This window comes from Synechococcus sp. 60AY4M2 (genome assembly GCF_002760375.1).
Lineage (GTDB): Bacteria > Cyanobacteriota > Cyanobacteriia > Thermostichales > Thermostichaceae > Thermostichus.
In genome coordinates, this window is sequence record NZ_AUMZ01000001.1 from 1,653,879 (window position 1) to 1,668,969 (window position 15,091).

Below are 15,091 nucleotides of genomic sequence, written 5' to 3' on the forward strand. Positions count from 1 at the left end.
ATTGAGTTTATCGAGGTAGAGGAGGCGTACAGCTCGCAGGCAAGCTTCCTAGATGGAGATGGGCTACCTAATTATGGTGAAAAACCCGACGGGTGGAGACCCTCTGGAAAGCGTGTCAAGCGGGGCCTGTACCAAACGGCAAAGGGGTGGTTGGTCAACGCTGAGGCAAATGCTGCCGCCAACCTGCTTAAGAAAGTCAGCAGAACCTTGGGGCTTTGCGTGAAGGAACTGTCTAGAGGCGCTTTGACAACGCCGTTACGGGTTCTTTTGTGGACTGCGTAAGAATCCCCCGCCTTCAGGCGGTGGGAGTGTCAAGACTGCGGTCGCCTCCGTCGATAGTCTCGATGGGCCAGATTGAAGTAATCCTGAGTTGGATGCTGAGGAGTAAATCGGTGGGGATTCACAAGCAATGGCTCAAATAGCCCGCTAAAAGGTTCGGATCCCTGCCCTCTGCTGTCTAAGGAAAGAGCATACAATTGAGGAAGACTAGCCCCGTGATGGACACGTGAACATGCTGAAACGAATCAGTCGAAGCTGCCGGCCCCTGCTGGCCATTGCCCTGGCTTTGATCTTGGCCTTGGCCCCCGTCAGTGCCGTCTGGGCGCGCAGTGGTGGTCGCATTGGCGGTGGCTCTTTCCGCTCTCCGACCTTCTCTGCCCCCCGCTCCGTTGGCCCCCGCTCGGCTCCGGTGTACCCCAGCTATGGAGGGGGGTTCGGCTTTCCCCTGGTGGTGCCCTTTTTCTGGGGTGGTGGTGGCGGCCTGCTGACACTGCTGCTGCTCATCGGGGCAGGTAGCTTTCTGGTGCGCAGCCTGCGCTCGGCTGTTTCCGAAGATGGCGACGAGGGGGTTGCTGACCCGCCAGTAACCCTGGCTCAGGTGAAAGTGGGCCTGCTGGCCAGCGCCCGGCAACTGCAAAAAGACATGAACGCCCTGGCTCTGGAAGCGGATACCCAATCGCCGGAAGGGCTGAGCCAACTCCTGCAAGAGGTCACCCTCGGCTTGATGCGCTACAGCGACTACTGGGCCTATGGCCATGCCCAAGCAGAGAAGCTGCCTCTCTCCCGCGCCGAGTCTCTGTTCTACCAAGCCTCTTTGCAAGAGCGCAGCAAGTTTAGCGCCGAAACCCTCAGCAACCGCAACAACCAAATCCAACAGGTTCCCCAAGCGGTCCTTAAACGCGCTGCTGCCGGGATCCCGGATGTCGGCGAGTATCTGGTCGTTACTCTACTAGTTGCGTATCGCGGCAACTTAGGTACACTACCTGTAGTTAAATCTGCGGCGGATCTGCGGCAGTGCCTGCTGCAGTTGGCCTCCATTCCGGCGGAGCGAATTGTGGCGATCGAAGTGCTGTGGACGCCGCAGTTGGAAGGAGACACCCTGTCGGCAGAGGCGCTGTTGACCGAGTACCCGGAAATGCGGCTCCTGTGAGAGCGCTGGAGTGAGGAGACGGCTGCTGTCGGCTAGGGGTCTCGCCGCCAGGGGAGGTTCTATGTCCGGGTTTGATGCTTCGGCAGACAGGAGCCGTCGTTCTCCTTGGGCTGTATTGCGTTACAAGAGTCAAGCAGATTCCCTGCTGGATGAGCTGCTTGAGGATTTGGAGCACAGCCTTGAAGAAGGGCTGGTGGAAGAGTACCCCTATTGGGGCACGCGCCCGCCGCTGCCTTTGCGGCGCTCTTCTATGGCCTCAGGGATCCTACTGGGTTTGGCCTTGGCGGCCACTCTGGTAGCAGGGCTAGCCTTCTGGACGACCCTGCGCCGCCGGGCGGGAGTCTTTTCTCAGGCCAATTCTCCTTGGCTGAGGGATCCTGTGACTGAGGCCTCCGATTCTCCCAACTCGGATTTCCGGCTGGCCCAGGAACAGGAACCATCTCGGCCCCCAGAGGCGGGAGGTAAAACTCCTCGAGATCCCTCTGAGGAAGTTTCGTCTCAGGAGCCACCTAGGATCACCTTAGCCGAGCCAGAGGCGAAAACAACCCCCGTAAGGCCGCCAGCGGCCACCGCTCCTACCCCTGCAGCGGCAACCAGCGCTTCTCCTCCCTCCCTCAGGTCTGCGCCGGTGCGGATCCCGCCTCAACCGCCGCCGCAGATGAAGCTGGTGGGGTTGATCCACGATCCGGGCGATCCCAAGGCTCTGATTCTGATCGACAACGTGGTGCGACAGGTGCCGGTTGGCCAGGCGGTGAAAGCAGAGTGGCGGGTCACCTCCATCAGCCCCTACGGGGTGAGGGTAAGCAATGGCGCTCAAAGCGTCACCTTGCAATTGGGGTTGTCGCAACGGCTCTAGATATCTCTCTTGACATCTGGAGAGGGATCCCTGTGGAAAGTTGGATCAAATCGAAAAAGGGAGAAGGGGCAGATGCAATTTACCAAGCTGGGGCGAATGAGCCGCTGCAGAGTGGGGTTGGGCTTGGCTTTGGGGTACCTCTGTCTTGGTCTGTTCGCTTGTCGCCGTGCACTCCCCTCCTCTGGCTCTCCATCGGGGATCCCACCGGCCTACGCCCATCGCCCGCAACTGCAGGGCAAGGCGCTGGTGGAGCTAGAGGTGCAAACTGCTGAGGGAGCGGGCAAGGTGATCTTGGAGATTCACGGGGAGGAGGCGCCCCTCACGGCTGGCCAGTTTGTGGATTTGGTGCAGCGGGGCTTTTACAACGGTCTCACCTTCCATCGAGTGGAGAAAGATCCCCAACCTTTTGTGGTGCAAGGAGGGGATCCGCGGGGAGATGGCACCGGTGGCGCTACCGAGCCGGGCAGCAACCGCCTGCGCACCATCCCTTTGGAGATTCAGGTGCGTGGGGAGCCTCACCCCCGCTACAACACCTTGATTGAGGATCCCATCGCCCTGAGCAAGCTGGCCTTGCCCCATCGCTTGGGCGCGGTGGCCATGGCCCGTTCTAGCCCGCTGGATTCGGCCTCTTCCCAGTTTTACATCGCCCTCTCTGCTCTGCCGATCCTGGATGGGCGCTATGCGGTGTTCGGCTATGTCACCAGTGGCATGGAGTGGGTGGAGCGCCTGCAGGTGGGGGATGTGATCCGCTCGGCGCGGGTGCTGGAAGGAGCGGACTTGCTGCAGGTTCCCGGATCTCCAGATTCAACTGCAAACTAGGGACCTCGGCGGCTTATGATGGGCTGCAGCCAGGATTTGCTTGCTTGGCTGCTTTTTCCGCCTTCATTCTGGCCTTTTGCCTGGGGAGAAGAGATTTTCGTGCTCCTGCCCTCCCCGCCAACGGCACCAATCTGCCCGCGCCCCTTCATGTACCAAGATGCCTTTTCTCCCCTAGACGAGCTGCCACCTCACTCGCCGCCGGAGGTAGATGTGGAGCGGATGCTGCAGCAGTTGCAGGATCCGGATCCCCGTTTGCGGATGCAGGCGGCCCGCGCCTTCTGTGAGATCGAAGAGCCCCGTGCCGTGCCGTCCCTGTTGGCTCTGCTCAGGGATCCCTGCCCATTGGTGCGGGTAGGGGCGGCCTATGCCCTAGGTCGAAATTCGGATCCCTGTGAGGTGGAGCTGCTGATCGACAGCTTGCGCCGGGATTGGAATGGCTATGTGCGCAAAGGGTTGGTGTGGGCCCTGGGCAATGCCAAGGATCCGCGGGCCTATCCGGTGTTGCTGGAAGTATTGGCCGGAGATATCACAGCCGTGCGACTGTGGGCGGCCAGCGCCCTCGGACAATTGGCCCAAGCTCAGGTGTTGCCCGGCCCGGCCTTGCAAGAGGTGGCGGCAGCCCTCTGTCGGGGCTTGGCCCACGATCCGGTGGCGGCAGTCCGCGGCAACTGCGCCTGGAGCCTAGGGATCCTAGGGCAACATCTGAAGCCGGCGACGCCCTATACAGCTCTCTATCAAATGCTCACCAAGCAGTTGCTGGCCAGCGCCAGCGGCGACCCTGACTGGGGAGTCCAGGATGATGCGCAACTTGCCCTGCAAAAGCTGGCAGATCCGGATTTGCTGGAAAAACTGGGTAACTTCGACTGACCTGGTCGAGCCCAGGCAGCTCGGCCCCAGAGCAAGCTAGGAGCGACGGCTTCAGCGAACCAGGTCAAGCAGCCAGGCAAAGTAGAAGCGGCTTCGAATGGTTCGGCGTTGTTGCACTTTCCAGCCCCACTCGGCCAGGTGGCCCACCAACGTCGCCTCGCGGTGTTGATAGGCGCGGGTGGTTTTGCTGGGGCCAGGGAAGAACTCCCCTACTTTCTTCAGCAGCGTCAGCCAGGGGGTTTTGGGAGCAAAACTGAAGATCAGGCGAGAGCGGGCCAGGCAAGTTAGGTGGTTGAGCATGCGCAGGGCGTCGGCTTCGGGATAGTGGATCATCACATCCAGGCAGACGACGACATCGTACTCCCCCGTCAGTTCCTCCAAATCCAAAACCTGAAACTGGGGGTTGTCTGTGGATCCCAGCTCCATCTGTTGGCGGCGACGCGCTTCGTTGACCATTTGCTCGGAAATGTCGCTGGCAAACACCTGCGCCCCTCGGGCGGCCAAAGGCAAGCTAAGGCTGCCCACTCCGCAGCCGGCATCGCAAATGCGCAGACCGGAGGGATCCCCCAGCCATTGCAACACCGTCTCGACTGTGCGGGCATGGCCCAGTCGAATATCTTTCTGGACAAAATTGACTTCCTCGTTGCCGTAGATGCGCCGCCAGCGCTCGAAACCGACGGTGTTGAAGTAATTGCGGACAATAGCTTTTTCTTGCATAGAACTTCCAGCTACACGACCTCCTCAGGGGCCTTCCTTGCCGATGCGGATACATTCTACCCCGAAGCCGCTGCCGCCACTCCCAGCGCCTGTCCCATGGCTGTATTAGAATTAACTTGCCTTCACTGGAATAAAACTCAATGACGGAAGCTGAGATTGCCCAGGCGTTGCAGGCTCGCTTGGCCGTCCCTGTCAAGATCGCCGTCAAGCGTCGCCAGGCTCACCTGCACGTTCTCCTCAACCGCTCCCCGCAAACCCAGCTCGACTATCCCCATCTCACCCAACAGGTGCGAGCCGCGCTGGAGGCGTTGGGCCTATCCGGCCTGGAGCAGGTGACGGTCTATGGGCGAGCGTCAGGACATTCCGAATACGAGTGGCAGCAAACCCAGCCGCTGCGGGATCCTCTCTTGAGCGCTGAGGAGACCACGCTCGTGCTGGAAAAGCAAGGCAACCGGCTGCTGCAGGATCTAACGCTGGTTGCTCCCGATTCCGCCGGCCCCCAGCCTGAGCCCAAAGAAAAGGGTCCCGGCCAAAAAGCTGCTGGCAAAGGCGGATCCCCTATTGCCTGGCTGTGGCCGGCAGGAGCAGTGCTGATGGTCGGGATGGCGGTGGCGGTTTTGCTTCTTTTCTTTCTCTAGAAAGCAGTCTGGCTGGGGATCAGGCCGGCTGTGGCGAAGGCCGGGATCCAGACGGGGCCGAGCGAGTCAATGCCGCCCTCTGCAGGGCATCCTGCAGCATCCGCTCCACCAGCTCCGTAAACGTCCAGCCCAGAGCTGCCGCCGCCTCTGGGCAAAGCGAAGTGGGGGTCATCCCGGGCAGGGTGTTCACCTCCAGCACCCAAGGGTTCTCGTCGGCATCCACCCGCAGATCCACCCGCGCCAGACCTTCACATCCCAACACCCGATAGGCCCTTAGCCCTGCCGCCTCGCAGCGGGCCAGCCCTGCCGCGCTGAGGGAACAGGGGATCAAATGCCGTGAGCCGCCGGGGGCGTACTTGGCTTCGTAATCGTAAAAATCTCCCTGGGCAGGGATGATCTCAATGGCCGGGAGAACCTGGCCGGAGAAAATGGAGAGGGTGATCTCCTTGCCGGGAATGTAGCGCTCCAGGAAGACCCGCGAGGAGACCGAGCTGGCCAACGCCAGCCCCTGAGCCAACGACACCTCATCCCGCGCAAGGCTAATCCCCACCGTCGAGCCGCTGTTGCTGGGCTTCACCACCAGCGGGGATCCCAAACGCGCCACACACTCGGCCCAGGAGAGCGGCTGCGCTTCATCCCAGACCAGCCACTCAGGAGTGGGAATCCCTTCGGCCCGAAAGATCTGCTTGGAGACCAGCTTGTCCATGGCCAGAGCGCTGGCCAACGGCCCGGATCCCTGATAGGGCAAGCCCAGCCACTCCAGCATCCCCTGCACCACCCCATCCTCACCGCCGGGGCCATGCAGGGCAATCCAGACGAAGTCGCAGCCTGCCTGCCGTTCCTGCCAAAGGCGCAGCGGCAGATCCTCCTCGGGGTCGATCAACTTCGCCCGATGCCCCAGATCCTCCAGCGCCCGCTTACAGGCTTTGCCCGTTACCAAAGAAACCTGACGTTCTGCCGAACGACCCCCTGCCAAGATAACAATGTTCATGGCTTAACCCCAAAGCACTCCCCACTCCCAGCAACCGGCACCAGGATAGCCGCATTCCCTCACTCTAACCTACGAAGGAGGACGGCGGCGGCGCAAAAACTCGGGAATGTCCAAGCCCCCGGATGCAGGGGGCTCAGGCTCAGGGGGCTGTCGAGGCGGTGGCTCAGAGCCAGAGGCAGTGGTCCTACGCGTCCCCACCCCCCCCTTGTTGGCGACCGAGGCTTTGGATCCAGAAGCGGCAGCCGACCGCGATCCGTCAAAACCGGTGGCGATGACGGTGATGCGCACCTCCCCTTGCATGCGCTCGTCCTGGACGGTGCCGAAGATGATGTTGGCTTCTGGATCCACTGCCTCAGCGATAATCTCAGCGGCTACCGTGACCTCGTGCAACGACAGATCCAGCCCGCCGGTGATGTTGAAGAGCACGCCCTTGGCCCCTTCGATGGAAGTTTCCAAAAGGGGAGAGGAGACGGCGGTAATGGCAGCTTCGCGGGCGCGGGACTTGCCGGATCCCATGCCAATGCCCATCAAGGCAGTGCCGGCATCGGCCATCACGCTGCGCACGTCGGCAAAATCCACGTTGATCATGCCGGGGATGAGGATGATATCCGAAATGCCCTGCACCCCCTGACGCAAGACATCGTCCGCGACGCGAAAAGCCTCGTGCACAGGAGTTTGCTCAGAGATCACCGAGAGCAGCTTGTCGTTGGGGATCACGATCAGGGTATCGACCGCCTCCTGCAGCGCTTGGATCCCTTCTTCGGCCTGCTTGGTGCGCCGCTTGCCCTCAAAGGAAAAAGGCCGCGTCACCACCCCCACCGTCAGGGCACCGCTGGCCTTGGCAATCTGGGCGACGATAGGGGCTCCACCGGTGCCCGTGCCCCCTCCCATGCCGGCGGCAATAAAGACCAAATCTGCCCCTTTGAGAGCCGCTGCAATTTCTTCGCTGGACTCTTCGGCGGCTTTCTGACCAATGGCCGGGTTGCCGCCTGCCCCCAGCCCGCGGGTTAACTTTTGCCCGATTTGCAGGCGGTTCACCGTTGATGTCGAGCACTGCGCAAGGGCCTGAGCATCCGTGTTGATACTCCAAAACTCAACACCCTTGAGGTTGCTGGCCGCCATCCGACTGACCGCGTTGCCACCTCCACCCCCCACGCCCACCACCTTAATTTTCGCGGCATTGCTCAGCATGTTCTCCTCTGGATGAGCCGCTGCCTTGGTCTGGGCTCCGTTTCTTTCATACTCGACCTGAGAGTCCTCCCCCGTGTAGCGCTCACTCCAATGGGAAGGCGTTGACTGAGTTTGCTCCAAGCCTTGCCCAGGACTGGGAGGATGGAAGTCTGACCAATGGTTAGATGGCATGTCAGCCCTCAAGATAGCTTAATTCTGGCAAATATCGAACATGCTAGCTGATTTAATATAAGGCAACTCTCTTCAGATGCCAACGGTGAAGACGTTTGCGGATCTTCTAGCTAGGCGGATGCGGCCCCCAAAAAGAGCCTCATCCGGATAATCTGGGCGCTTTCATGTTTCGTACTTTGCCTATGAATCTTCTCTCGCAGTTAAGCTTCCTCTTTTGTACAAGCGAGGTTCCTATCGAAGGGTACGTATTCCCGAACACCAGATAGAGCCCAAATTAGGACGAACTGTTGCCCCCAGCGCGCTTCGGTCGGAGCTGAGCTTGCGCTTGCCTAAAAGCTAACTTTGCGTTTTCTTTTCGGAGTATTCGAGAATACTCACCCCTCCCAATTCGAGCCTGGCAGACCAACCGCCAATTTTTGCCGATTTTTAATGCTGAGGTTTGGGTATTCTGCAAACTACCCCACGGCTAAAGCCGAAGGCTTCTGCGCCGAAAGAGCCGGTGGGGGGGTGCCGTCGGGGATCCGCGCCATGGGCTTAGAGCGGCTGCAAATGGATCTCGGCGTTCAGCCGCTGGCACAGGGATCCCCCTGATCCTGCGCCGTCGTCCTGCTGGCCAGGGCCTCTACCACTTCGTCGGAGTTGGCAGTCAGCACCACAACGGGGCGCTCGCAGGCGAGGGGGAAAGCGTGCCAGGTGCCGCGGTGCAGCAGCAGCCCGTGCCCAGGGGGGAAGCGCAGGGCTTGCACTTTGTCTAGGTCGGGGAGGGTTTTGGGGGGAGCCATGACCATGATGAATGGCTCCTGTCCCAAGGCTATAAACACATACGCAGGTGGCGCTCCGGCAGAGCACGGCCGGGTAGCCGGGCAGGATCTTGGCGGTGCGGATGACGGCTTTGCCGGTGTACCAGCAGTCGATCCTAGTTTTTTTCGGGGCAGCCGAAGAAAGGGAGGAGCAGGCAACGGTTTTCTCACCCCAGTCTGAGTCTCTGCGGGCCTTATTCTGGTGAGCTGGGCGAGTTAAACTGCCTCTCGATGATGTGGCAAATTTGCCTGGCAGCGGTGCCGTCGCCGAAGGGGTTTTGAGCCTGGGCCATGCGGGCGTAGGCCTGGGGATCCGTGAGCAATTCTCGGGCTGCCTCCAGGATCTTTTCGGGATGGGCGCCCACCAGGCGGGCGGTGCCGGCAGCAATCGCCTCAGGGCGCTCGGTGGTCTGCCGCAGCACCAGCACCGGTTTGCCCAAAGCTGGCGCCTCTTCTTGAATGCCGCCGGAATCGCTGAGGATGAGAGTGCAGCGCTGCATGGCGCTGACCCAGCAGGGATAGTCCAAGGGCTCGGTAAGAAAAACTCGCTCCCGGGATCCCAACAGGGCCTGCAGGGGCTCTCGCACCGCGGGGTTGGGGTGGAGAGGCAAGAGGAGGGCCGTGTCGGGGAACTCCGCCAAAATCTGCAGCAGAGCCTGGCCGATGGCTATTAAGGGATCCCCCCAGTTTTCCCGCCGGTGCACAGTAACCAACAAAACCCGATAGCGCCCCCAGTCCAAGCCAGGGATGGGGCAGGGGATCCCAAGCGCAGCTACCTGTAGCAGGGCATCGATGACGGTGTTGCCCGTGCAATAGATAGAGCCGATCACGCGGCTTTGCTTCAGGTTATCCACCGCTTGCGGCGTGGGAGCAAAGTGCAGGCTGGCCAACTGAGAAATGAGACGGCGATTGGCCTCTTCGGGAAAAGGGTGGTAGAGATCGTCGGTGCGCAGGCCGGCTTCCACATGGCCTACTGGAATGCGTTGGTAAAAAGCAGCCAGGGCAGCGGCAAAGGCGGTGGTGGTATCGCCCTGCACCAAAACCAGTTGGGGCCGCTGCGCCTGCAAGTAGGGTTCTAGACCCCGCAGGGTGGCTTCGGTGATGTCGGTCAGGCTTTGGCGGGGACGCATGATCTCCAGATCCCGATCCGCCCGTAGGCCGAAGAGCCGCATCACCTGATCCACCATCTCCCGGTGTTGCCCTGTCAGGATCACCTCGGTGCGCAGGTGGGGACTGGCCCGCAGGGCCTGGATTACCGGAGCCAGCTTAATGGCTTCGGGCCGCGTGCCCAAGATCACAGAAACCAGAGGAAGGGAGGTCATAGGCTCAAGGGCATCGGCGCCTGGGGGAAGCGAGCAACTCTGGCCCCGCTCCAGACAGATCGGCCGTCAAATCGGGTTTTGGAAAGGCCCTGACTGGGATCGGAGGCTCCCGCCTGCCTGGTTCTCAAGTTACGGCAGCACAGCCTCTGTAGATGGGGATGTTTCCGGGGCCAACTATAGGCAAAGAGAAACCAGCAGAGGGCGCTCCCCCCGATCTTAACCCCCGATTGCTCTACCTTTTGCTTCGCCGAAGCCAGCCCTGGGCAGGGATCCGGCAAAAAACATCAAAACCAAACAGCGCTGCTCGCTCCCTGCCCACCTCGCCCAAGTGGGCCCAGAGGCTGCCGGGCCGGGGACAGTTACCAGGGCCTCTAGATCCAGCCAAAAGCCTGGAGAGACAGGAATCCGTATCCGCCCTCTTCTACTGCCCTCCAATAGCTTGCCGAGGGCTATGGCTCGCCGAAACAAATTGCGCAGGGGCGGAGAGACTCTTAGCGGCGTTTGATCCGTGGGTATCTTGCATGTCGTTCGATGGTTGCCTCAGAGGGGCTGAGAGCCCAAAGCTGACCCCGAGCCTATATCCAGCCCATCTCATCACAAACGAGGGTAAACACCGTTGCACAACTGGCCACTAGCAGCGATATAAAGGGCGGCTGGCCATGAGCCATGCAAACAGCCGCTGCCAGCGAAGCGCCCACAGCAGCAGAAAAAGTGCGACCTGCCCAGTTGCCTTTGGAGGGTTTGTCAGAGGGATTAAATTTGTTAAACATTTTGACGCAAGCAATGGGGTACAAAAGGGATGATTCACAAGGATTTCGCCTCAGGCTATCACTCTCAGATGAAATTTCGGCGGGATTCAGGACTATTCTCAATACTTCTTCGCTTAGGCTTCAATCTTTCGTAAAATTGCGCTAAGGTATTCGTAGTCGTCCCGCAACAGCGAGCTCAACTGCCGCCCTGCTTGCACCAACCAGTGGCGATCCCGGTTCAAGATCCGGTAAGTCTGACGGATGACAGCGGCCACCAACTCGTCGCTGGGGATCCCGTTGACACGCAGCAGGGTGCGCAAAAACTCAAAAGAGCGGCAAAACTCCCTTACCTCGCTTTCAGAGCAGGGGTAAACTGGCTGGTGGATCTGGGGCGGGCGCGGCGGCAGATACTGATAAACCCGCCCCCCGCCAACGAAGCCGACAATGGCAGCGCGGAAATCGCTGCGCAACATGGCGAAAATCTGGGGTTGCTGCTCCCGCAGTTCCCGGGGGGAGAGGCCCAAGGCCCTGGGACGGTGAACGGTGTCGATGGGAGTGATGGCGGCATAGCAGACCACTCCATAGATCCAGTTGCCGGTCTCCTCGTCTTGCGAGCGGATCCAACTGCCGAGGGCGGGCAGGGGCGGGAAGCTCAGGCGTTCTGGCTCTAGGCACTGGGCCACAAGGGTGGTGGTGTTGGCCTCCACCACTTCTCCCAGGGCAGAGGGGGGTGGGGAGATGGCTTGGGATCGCATCCTTCCTCCGCTTTCTCAAGGCCAATGGCTGGGAGGTCGCTCTGGGGTCGCGGACAGAGGGGGCAAGCGGGAATGGAGGCAGGGCCGCTGCTCAGCTCTCCAAGGGCAGCCCAGAGCCAGGTGAGGAGGGGGGCAGCGGGGGTTCTTCTGCCGGCTCTGTCTGTTGGTAGCGGGCCTGGGCCCGTTGCAAGGCTTCCCGCACCACCGCAAAGCCAGTGCCTCCAGCGCTGAGCCGCGCGGCCACCACCTGGCGGGGATCGATGGCCGCAAAGATATCCTCCTCAAAGGCTCGATGAAAGCTTTTCCACCGCTCCAGGGGCAGATCTTTGAGCAGAATTCCCTCTGCCACACAGGTACGCACGATCTGACCCACCAGATCGTGGGCGGCGCGAAAGGGGATCCCTTTTCGCACCAGATAGTCGGCCACGTCGGTGGCGTTGGAGAAGTCTTCCTGCACCGCGGCCTCCATGCGTTGGGTTTGGAATTGGATCCCTTCCCGCAGCAGGATGGTCATCGCCTCCAAGCAAGCCTTCACAGTATCGACGGTATCGAAGAGCCCCTCTTTGTCCTCTTGCAAATCTTTGTTGTAGGCCAGGGGCAGCCCCTTCAAGGTGACCAGCAGAGCTTGGAGATGGCCGAACACCCGCCCTGTCTTGCCCCGCACCAATTCCAGCACATCGGGATTCTTCTTCTGGGGCATGAGGCTGGAGCCCGTGGCACAGGCATCGGTGAGGGCGACAAAGCCAAACTCCTGGGTGGCCCAGAGGATGAGCTCTTCCGAGAGACGGCTGAGATGCACCAAGATCAGGCTGGCGGCAGCGTGGAACTCCACCAGGTAGTCCCGGTCGCTGACGGCGTCTAGGCTGTTGGCACTGATGCGCTCAAAGCCCAGCAGATGAGCAACCAGTTGCCGGTCGATGGGCAAGGAAGTGCCGGCCAAGGCCCCGGAGCCCAGGGGACAGACGTTGACCTCTTCCCGCACCCGTCCCAACCGTTGCCAGTCCCGCCAGAGCATTTCTTCATAGGCCAAAAGGTGGTGGGCCAAGCTGATGGGCTGGGCCCGCTGCAGGTGGGTGTAGCCGGGCAGGATTGTCTCCACATGCTGGCTGGCCAAGTCCAACAAAACCCCCCGCAGCTCCCAGAGAGCCTGCCGGATGGTGTCGATTTCATCCCGCAGGTAGAGGCGCAGGTCGGTGGCCACTTGGTCGTTGCGGGAGCGCCCCGTGTGCAGTTTTTTGCCCACTTCCCCCACCAAGGCCACCAGACGGCGCTCGACGGCGTAGTGGACATCTTCCGCCTCAGGGTCAGGCTGGAAGATGCCCTCGGCAACTTCCTTCTCGATCTGCTCCAGCCCCTGCCGAATTTGCTCTGCCTCTTCGCGGCTCAAGATGCCGCAGGCCCCCAGCATCTGCACATGGGCCAGGGATCCGGCCACATCGTAGGGCAAAAGGCGAATGTCGAAGCCAATGCTGGCGTTGAAGCGGGCAATCCTAGGGTGGAGGGATCCCGCAAAGCGTCCGCTCCAGGGGCGCGGGGTGGAAGGTGCCGTCGGCTTAGCCATGGGCTTGGAACGGGGAGAGAGATGACCACCACAGAAAGACTTGGCTGCAGTTGAGGCGGAAAAGAGCAAGCAAGGCAACGACAGCCAAAACGCCGCCACCTTGGGGCCAGGGAATCCGGGCGCCACCGCCTTTAGTGAGAGCTGGTGATGCTCTTGAGCATGTAGCCTGCCACGATCCCTATCAAAAGGGCCCAAATTTGGCCCGATTCCACGAAGTTGTTCCAGCCCTTGCGGATATCGCCCAGCACGTCCTGCCGGAACACCTGGGCGACGATCGCTTCCGTCTGCAAGGCCGGCGAGGCCGGCAAGTAAACTAAGGAGGGCTCAGAGCCAGAAGCAGTGGAGTGCATGCATGTACCTCAGGCAAAGGTCAACTGGGAAAGCGGGCCGCCACCTAAGTGGCCTCCCTAGCTAGAGGGTACCCTTAGTTTGAACCTTCGTAGCTAGGTTGGCTCAGAATCGGGCAGTACTTTCAACACCACCAGCGTCGTATCGTCCACCGGCTCAGGCCGCAGGGAAATCTCATCCTGAAACAAGAGCCCTGCATCCACTGGCGGCCCTGGGACAACAGGGTGGGATCCCTGGCGGCCCCGGAAGGCGTCCATCTGCTCAAAAAGGTTCTCCAGGATCTCCTCGGGCGACTCGTAGCGACTGGCAGCCCGCTGGATGGCCTCCATCAGACCTGAAGTCTCCAGCCGCTCCCCGCGGGTATTGGCGGCCTCGACATAGCCATCGGTATAATAAACTACAACATCTCCCGGCTGCAGGTGCACGCAGCTTTCCGAGTATTGGCTGTGTTCCTCCAAGCCGATCAGCGCTCCCTCTGTGTCGAGGGGCTGGATGTCGCGGCTGCGGGCCCGCCACCAGAGGGTGGGGTTGTGGGCGGCGTTGCTGAAACAGAGGCGACGGGAGCGGGGATCGTACTCTGAGTAGAACAGGCTGATAAAGCGATTGGAGTTCTCCAGATCGCTGTACATGGCCCGGTTGAGATGTTGGAGAACGCGGGCCGGCGAGTGGCGGTTGAGGGCTTCTGCCCGTACCATGGCGCGGGTCATGCTCATCAACATGCCGGCAGGGACACCTTTGCCCATCACGTCCCCAATTACGATGGCCAGGCGAAAGTCTTCGGATGGCTCAGGGGAAGGGGCCAGGGATCCAACCGGCTCATCGGCGGCGGCCCTAGAGTTTTCCGGTCGCTCGCTGGGGATCTTAATGAAATCGTAGTAATCGCCCCCCACCTTGCTGGCCACACGGCAGCGGGCTGCCAGCCGAATGCCCGGAACCTGGGGGTACTGGCGGGGCAACAGTTGGGTCTGGATGTAGGAGCCGATCTCCATTTCTTTTTCCAGGGCCATTTTGCGGCGCAAGGCCGCCGTCAAGCGCTCGTTCTCGATGGCCACGCCCGCTTGGTCAGCCACCAACCGCAGCAGTTGTTGGCGACGTTCATTCCACTGGTAGCCGGGCTGACGGCTGAAGACGTACAGGCGCCCCTGGACGGAGCTGCGAATCAACAGCGGCGTCCCGAACAGGCGGACATCTGGCCCCAGACTCTGGCGCAGGCGCTCGTCCAAGAGATGTTCCAGGGCTGGGATCTTCACAGACAGGGATCCCTCGGTTTTTAAAATGGGCTCCTGCGCAGACAGAGCTTGGGCGATCTGCTCCATCTCGGCGCGAATCTGCTCGCGGCGGTCGAGGTCCGAACAATGCAGTTGATCTAGCTGGATGGTGCCGTTGGGGTTGAACAACACCAGCGCGCCGCCGTCGGCAGCGGTGAGTTGGCTGGCCACAAAAGCCGTGAGCTCTAGGATCTGGTTCAGGTTGTTGAAGGAGCGCAGGGCAAAGGCCAATCCCCCCAGCAAATACAGCATCGGCTGCTGGTCTGTCCCCAGCTCTGCCACCGGCTCCGGCTTCGGCGGGGCGGGCAAGATGGCCGGTTTCACTTCCGTCAGCTTTCTCTCCTCCGAGGCCGCCTTGGGCGCACCGGCGGGATCCCCATCTGGGCCAGCTTGGGCCGAGCGCAGATCGCCCTGCTCGTCGGTGGGCGGCAGCGACGCAGCCGGAACGTTGGCGGGAAAGGAGTTTCTGTCCGCGCCTTGGGCAAGCAAAGACTCCGTCCAGGACGAACCCGACAGCCCGGCAGGGGGCTGCGCCGGAAAGGCTTCTTGCGGGCCGTACTCATCCATCGGGAACTTAGAGGCAATCCCTTGGAAACATAACGATGCAGT

The 15,091-nt window shown here is 61.0% G+C and carries 15 protein-coding genes and 1 pseudogene; 7 read left to right on the forward strand and 9 right to left on the reverse strand.

Annotated features, from left to right (window positions below; genetic code table 11):
- The 5 genes and pseudogenes from SYN60AY4M2_RS14225 to SYN60AY4M2_RS07220 form a co-directional block, all read left to right on the forward strand.
- Positions 1 to 282 (forward strand): annotated as a pseudogene (locus SYN60AY4M2_RS14225) (RNA-guided endonuclease TnpB family protein); the annotation flags it as partial.
- A 229-nt stretch (positions 283 to 511) separates the two neighbouring features.
- Complete coding sequence (locus SYN60AY4M2_RS07205; RefSeq protein WP_041438024.1) at positions 512 to 1,429, forward strand: DUF1517 domain-containing protein; 918 nt, start codon at positions 512 to 514, stop codon at positions 1,427 to 1,429.
- A 61-nt stretch (positions 1,430 to 1,490) separates the two neighbouring features.
- A complete protein-coding gene (locus tag SYN60AY4M2_RS07210; protein WP_011429037.1) occupies positions 1,491 to 2,285 on the forward strand; it encodes a hypothetical protein in 795 nt (264 codons plus the stop codon).
- A 72-nt stretch (positions 2,286 to 2,357) separates the two neighbouring features.
- Positions 2,358 to 3,104: a peptidylprolyl isomerase gene (locus tag SYN60AY4M2_RS07215; RefSeq protein ID WP_011429036.1), complete on the forward strand. Its 747-nt coding sequence runs from the start codon at positions 2,358 to 2,360 to the stop codon at positions 3,102 to 3,104.
- A 99-nt stretch (positions 3,105 to 3,203) separates the two neighbouring features.
- Positions 3,204 to 3,971: a HEAT repeat domain-containing protein gene (locus SYN60AY4M2_RS07220; protein WP_240527763.1), complete on the forward strand. Its 768-nt coding sequence runs from the start codon at positions 3,204 to 3,206 to the stop codon at positions 3,969 to 3,971.
- A 51-nt stretch (positions 3,972 to 4,022) separates the two neighbouring features.
- Here SYN60AY4M2_RS07220 and bchM read toward each other — a convergent pair whose 3' ends face one another.
- Entirely contained in the window at positions 4,023 to 4,688 is a 666-nt protein-coding gene (gene bchM, locus SYN60AY4M2_RS07225) for a magnesium protoporphyrin IX methyltransferase (RefSeq protein ID WP_011429034.1), read from the reverse strand.
- Between the two features lie 140 nt (positions 4,689 to 4,828).
- Here bchM and SYN60AY4M2_RS07230 point away from each other — a divergent pair, with 140 nt between their 5' ends.
- Positions 4,829 to 5,326, forward strand: coding sequence for a hypothetical protein (locus tag SYN60AY4M2_RS07230; protein WP_041438022.1), 498 nt, complete (start codon positions 4,829 to 4,831; stop codon positions 5,324 to 5,326).
- A gap of 19 nt (positions 5,327 to 5,345) precedes the next feature.
- Here the strand turns inward: SYN60AY4M2_RS07230 and SYN60AY4M2_RS07235 are convergent, their stop codons facing one another.
- Together SYN60AY4M2_RS07235 and ftsZ are read right to left on the reverse strand one after the other, a co-directional pair.
- Complete coding sequence (locus SYN60AY4M2_RS07235; RefSeq protein WP_099812610.1) at positions 5,346 to 6,317, reverse strand: D-alanine--D-alanine ligase; 972 nt, start codon at positions 6,315 to 6,317, stop codon at positions 5,346 to 5,348.
- A gap of 69 nt (positions 6,318 to 6,386) precedes the next feature.
- Positions 6,387 to 7,508 carry a cell division protein FtsZ gene (gene ftsZ, locus SYN60AY4M2_RS07240; protein ID WP_011429031.1) on the reverse strand — a complete coding sequence of 374 codons (1,122 nt, stop codon included), beginning with the start codon at positions 7,506 to 7,508 and terminating at the stop codon, positions 6,387 to 6,389.
- A 600-nt stretch (positions 7,509 to 8,108) separates the two neighbouring features.
- On the opposite strand from ftsZ, the gene SYN60AY4M2_RS14075 reads away from it, so the two are divergent.
- The gene (locus tag SYN60AY4M2_RS14075) at positions 8,109 to 8,270 is read left to right on the forward strand and encodes a hypothetical protein (RefSeq protein WP_168173323.1); all 162 of its coding nucleotides are present in this window, start codon (positions 8,109 to 8,111) and stop codon (positions 8,268 to 8,270) included.
- Here the strand turns inward: SYN60AY4M2_RS14075 and SYN60AY4M2_RS14230 are convergent.
- From SYN60AY4M2_RS14230 to SYN60AY4M2_RS07270, 6 genes are all read right to left on the reverse strand, one after another.
- Positions 8,243 to 8,467: an ureidoglycolate lyase gene (locus SYN60AY4M2_RS14230; RefSeq protein WP_206336818.1), complete on the reverse strand. Its 225-nt coding sequence runs from the start codon at positions 8,465 to 8,467 to the stop codon at positions 8,243 to 8,245. The two genes, SYN60AY4M2_RS14075 and SYN60AY4M2_RS14230, sit on opposite strands and share 28 nt — an antisense overlap.
- Before the next feature lie 206 nt (positions 8,468 to 8,673).
- A complete protein-coding gene (gene wecB, locus SYN60AY4M2_RS07250; protein ID WP_011429028.1) occupies positions 8,674 to 9,801 on the reverse strand; it encodes a UDP-N-acetylglucosamine 2-epimerase (non-hydrolyzing) in 1,128 nt (375 codons plus the stop codon).
- An 883-nt stretch (positions 9,802 to 10,684) separates the two neighbouring features.
- Positions 10,685 to 11,305 (reverse strand): hypothetical protein, encoded by a 621-nt coding sequence (locus SYN60AY4M2_RS07255; protein WP_011429026.1) that lies wholly within the window; start codon positions 11,303 to 11,305, stop codon positions 10,685 to 10,687.
- A gap of 91 nt (positions 11,306 to 11,396) precedes the next feature.
- Positions 11,397 to 12,866 carry an argininosuccinate lyase gene (gene argH, locus SYN60AY4M2_RS07260; protein WP_011429025.1) on the reverse strand — a complete coding sequence of 490 codons (1,470 nt, stop codon included), beginning with the start codon at positions 12,864 to 12,866 and terminating at the stop codon, positions 11,397 to 11,399.
- Between the two features lie 131 nt (positions 12,867 to 12,997).
- Positions 12,998 to 13,216 carry a hypothetical protein gene (locus SYN60AY4M2_RS07265; protein ID WP_099812611.1) on the reverse strand — a complete coding sequence of 73 codons (219 nt, stop codon included), beginning with the start codon at positions 13,214 to 13,216 and terminating at the stop codon, positions 12,998 to 13,000.
- A gap of 93 nt (positions 13,217 to 13,309) precedes the next feature.
- A complete protein-coding gene (locus SYN60AY4M2_RS07270) occupies positions 13,310 to 15,049 on the reverse strand; it encodes a GAF domain-containing SpoIIE family protein phosphatase (RefSeq protein WP_240527764.1) in 1,740 nt (579 codons plus the stop codon).
- Positions 15,050 to 15,091 lie beyond the last annotated feature (42 nt).

Bases quoted from the DNA above. Each gene is read 5' to 3' on its own strand.
- SYN60AY4M2_RS07205 (WP_041438024.1), top strand. From the start codon at position 512: ATGCTGAAACGAATCAGTCGAAGCTGCCGGCCCCTGCTGGCCATTGCC.
- SYN60AY4M2_RS07210 (WP_011429037.1), top strand. From the start codon at position 1,491: ATGTCCGGGTTTGATGCTTCGGCAGACAGGAGCCGTCGTTCTCCTTGG.
- SYN60AY4M2_RS07215 (WP_011429036.1), top strand. From the start codon at position 2,358: ATGCAATTTACCAAGCTGGGGCGAATGAGCCGCTGCAGAGTGGGGTTG.
- bchM (WP_011429034.1), bottom strand. From the start codon at position 4,688: ATGCAAGAAAAAGCTATTGTCCGCAATTACTTCAACACCGTCGGTTTC.
- SYN60AY4M2_RS07230 (WP_041438022.1), top strand. From the start codon at position 4,829: ATGACGGAAGCTGAGATTGCCCAGGCGTTGCAGGCTCGCTTGGCCGTC.
- SYN60AY4M2_RS07235 (WP_099812610.1), bottom strand. From the start codon at position 6,317: ATGAACATTGTTATCTTGGCAGGGGGTCGTTCGGCAGAACGTCAGGTT.
- ftsZ (WP_011429031.1), bottom strand. From the start codon at position 7,508: ATGCTGAGCAATGCCGCGAAAATTAAGGTGGTGGGCGTGGGGGGTGGA.
- SYN60AY4M2_RS14075 (WP_168173323.1), top strand. From the start codon at position 8,109: ATGCTGAGGTTTGGGTATTCTGCAAACTACCCCACGGCTAAAGCCGAA.
- SYN60AY4M2_RS14230 (WP_206336818.1), bottom strand. From the start codon at position 8,467: ATGGTCATGGCTCCCCCCAAAACCCTCCCCGACCTAGACAAAGTGCAA.
- wecB (WP_011429028.1), bottom strand. From the start codon at position 9,801: ATGACCTCCCTTCCTCTGGTTTCTGTGATCTTGGGCACGCGGCCCGAA.
- SYN60AY4M2_RS07255 (WP_011429026.1), bottom strand. From the start codon at position 11,305: ATGCGATCCCAAGCCATCTCCCCACCCCCCTCTGCCCTGGGAGAAGTG.
- argH (WP_011429025.1), bottom strand. From the start codon at position 12,866: ATGGCTAAGCCGACGGCACCTTCCACCCCGCGCCCCTGGAGCGGACGC.
- SYN60AY4M2_RS07265 (WP_099812611.1), bottom strand. From the start codon at position 13,216: ATGCACTCCACTGCTTCTGGCTCTGAGCCCTCCTTAGTTTACTTGCCG.
- SYN60AY4M2_RS07270 (WP_240527764.1), bottom strand. From the start codon at position 15,049: ATGGATGAGTACGGCCCGCAAGAAGCCTTTCCGGCGCAGCCCCCTGCC.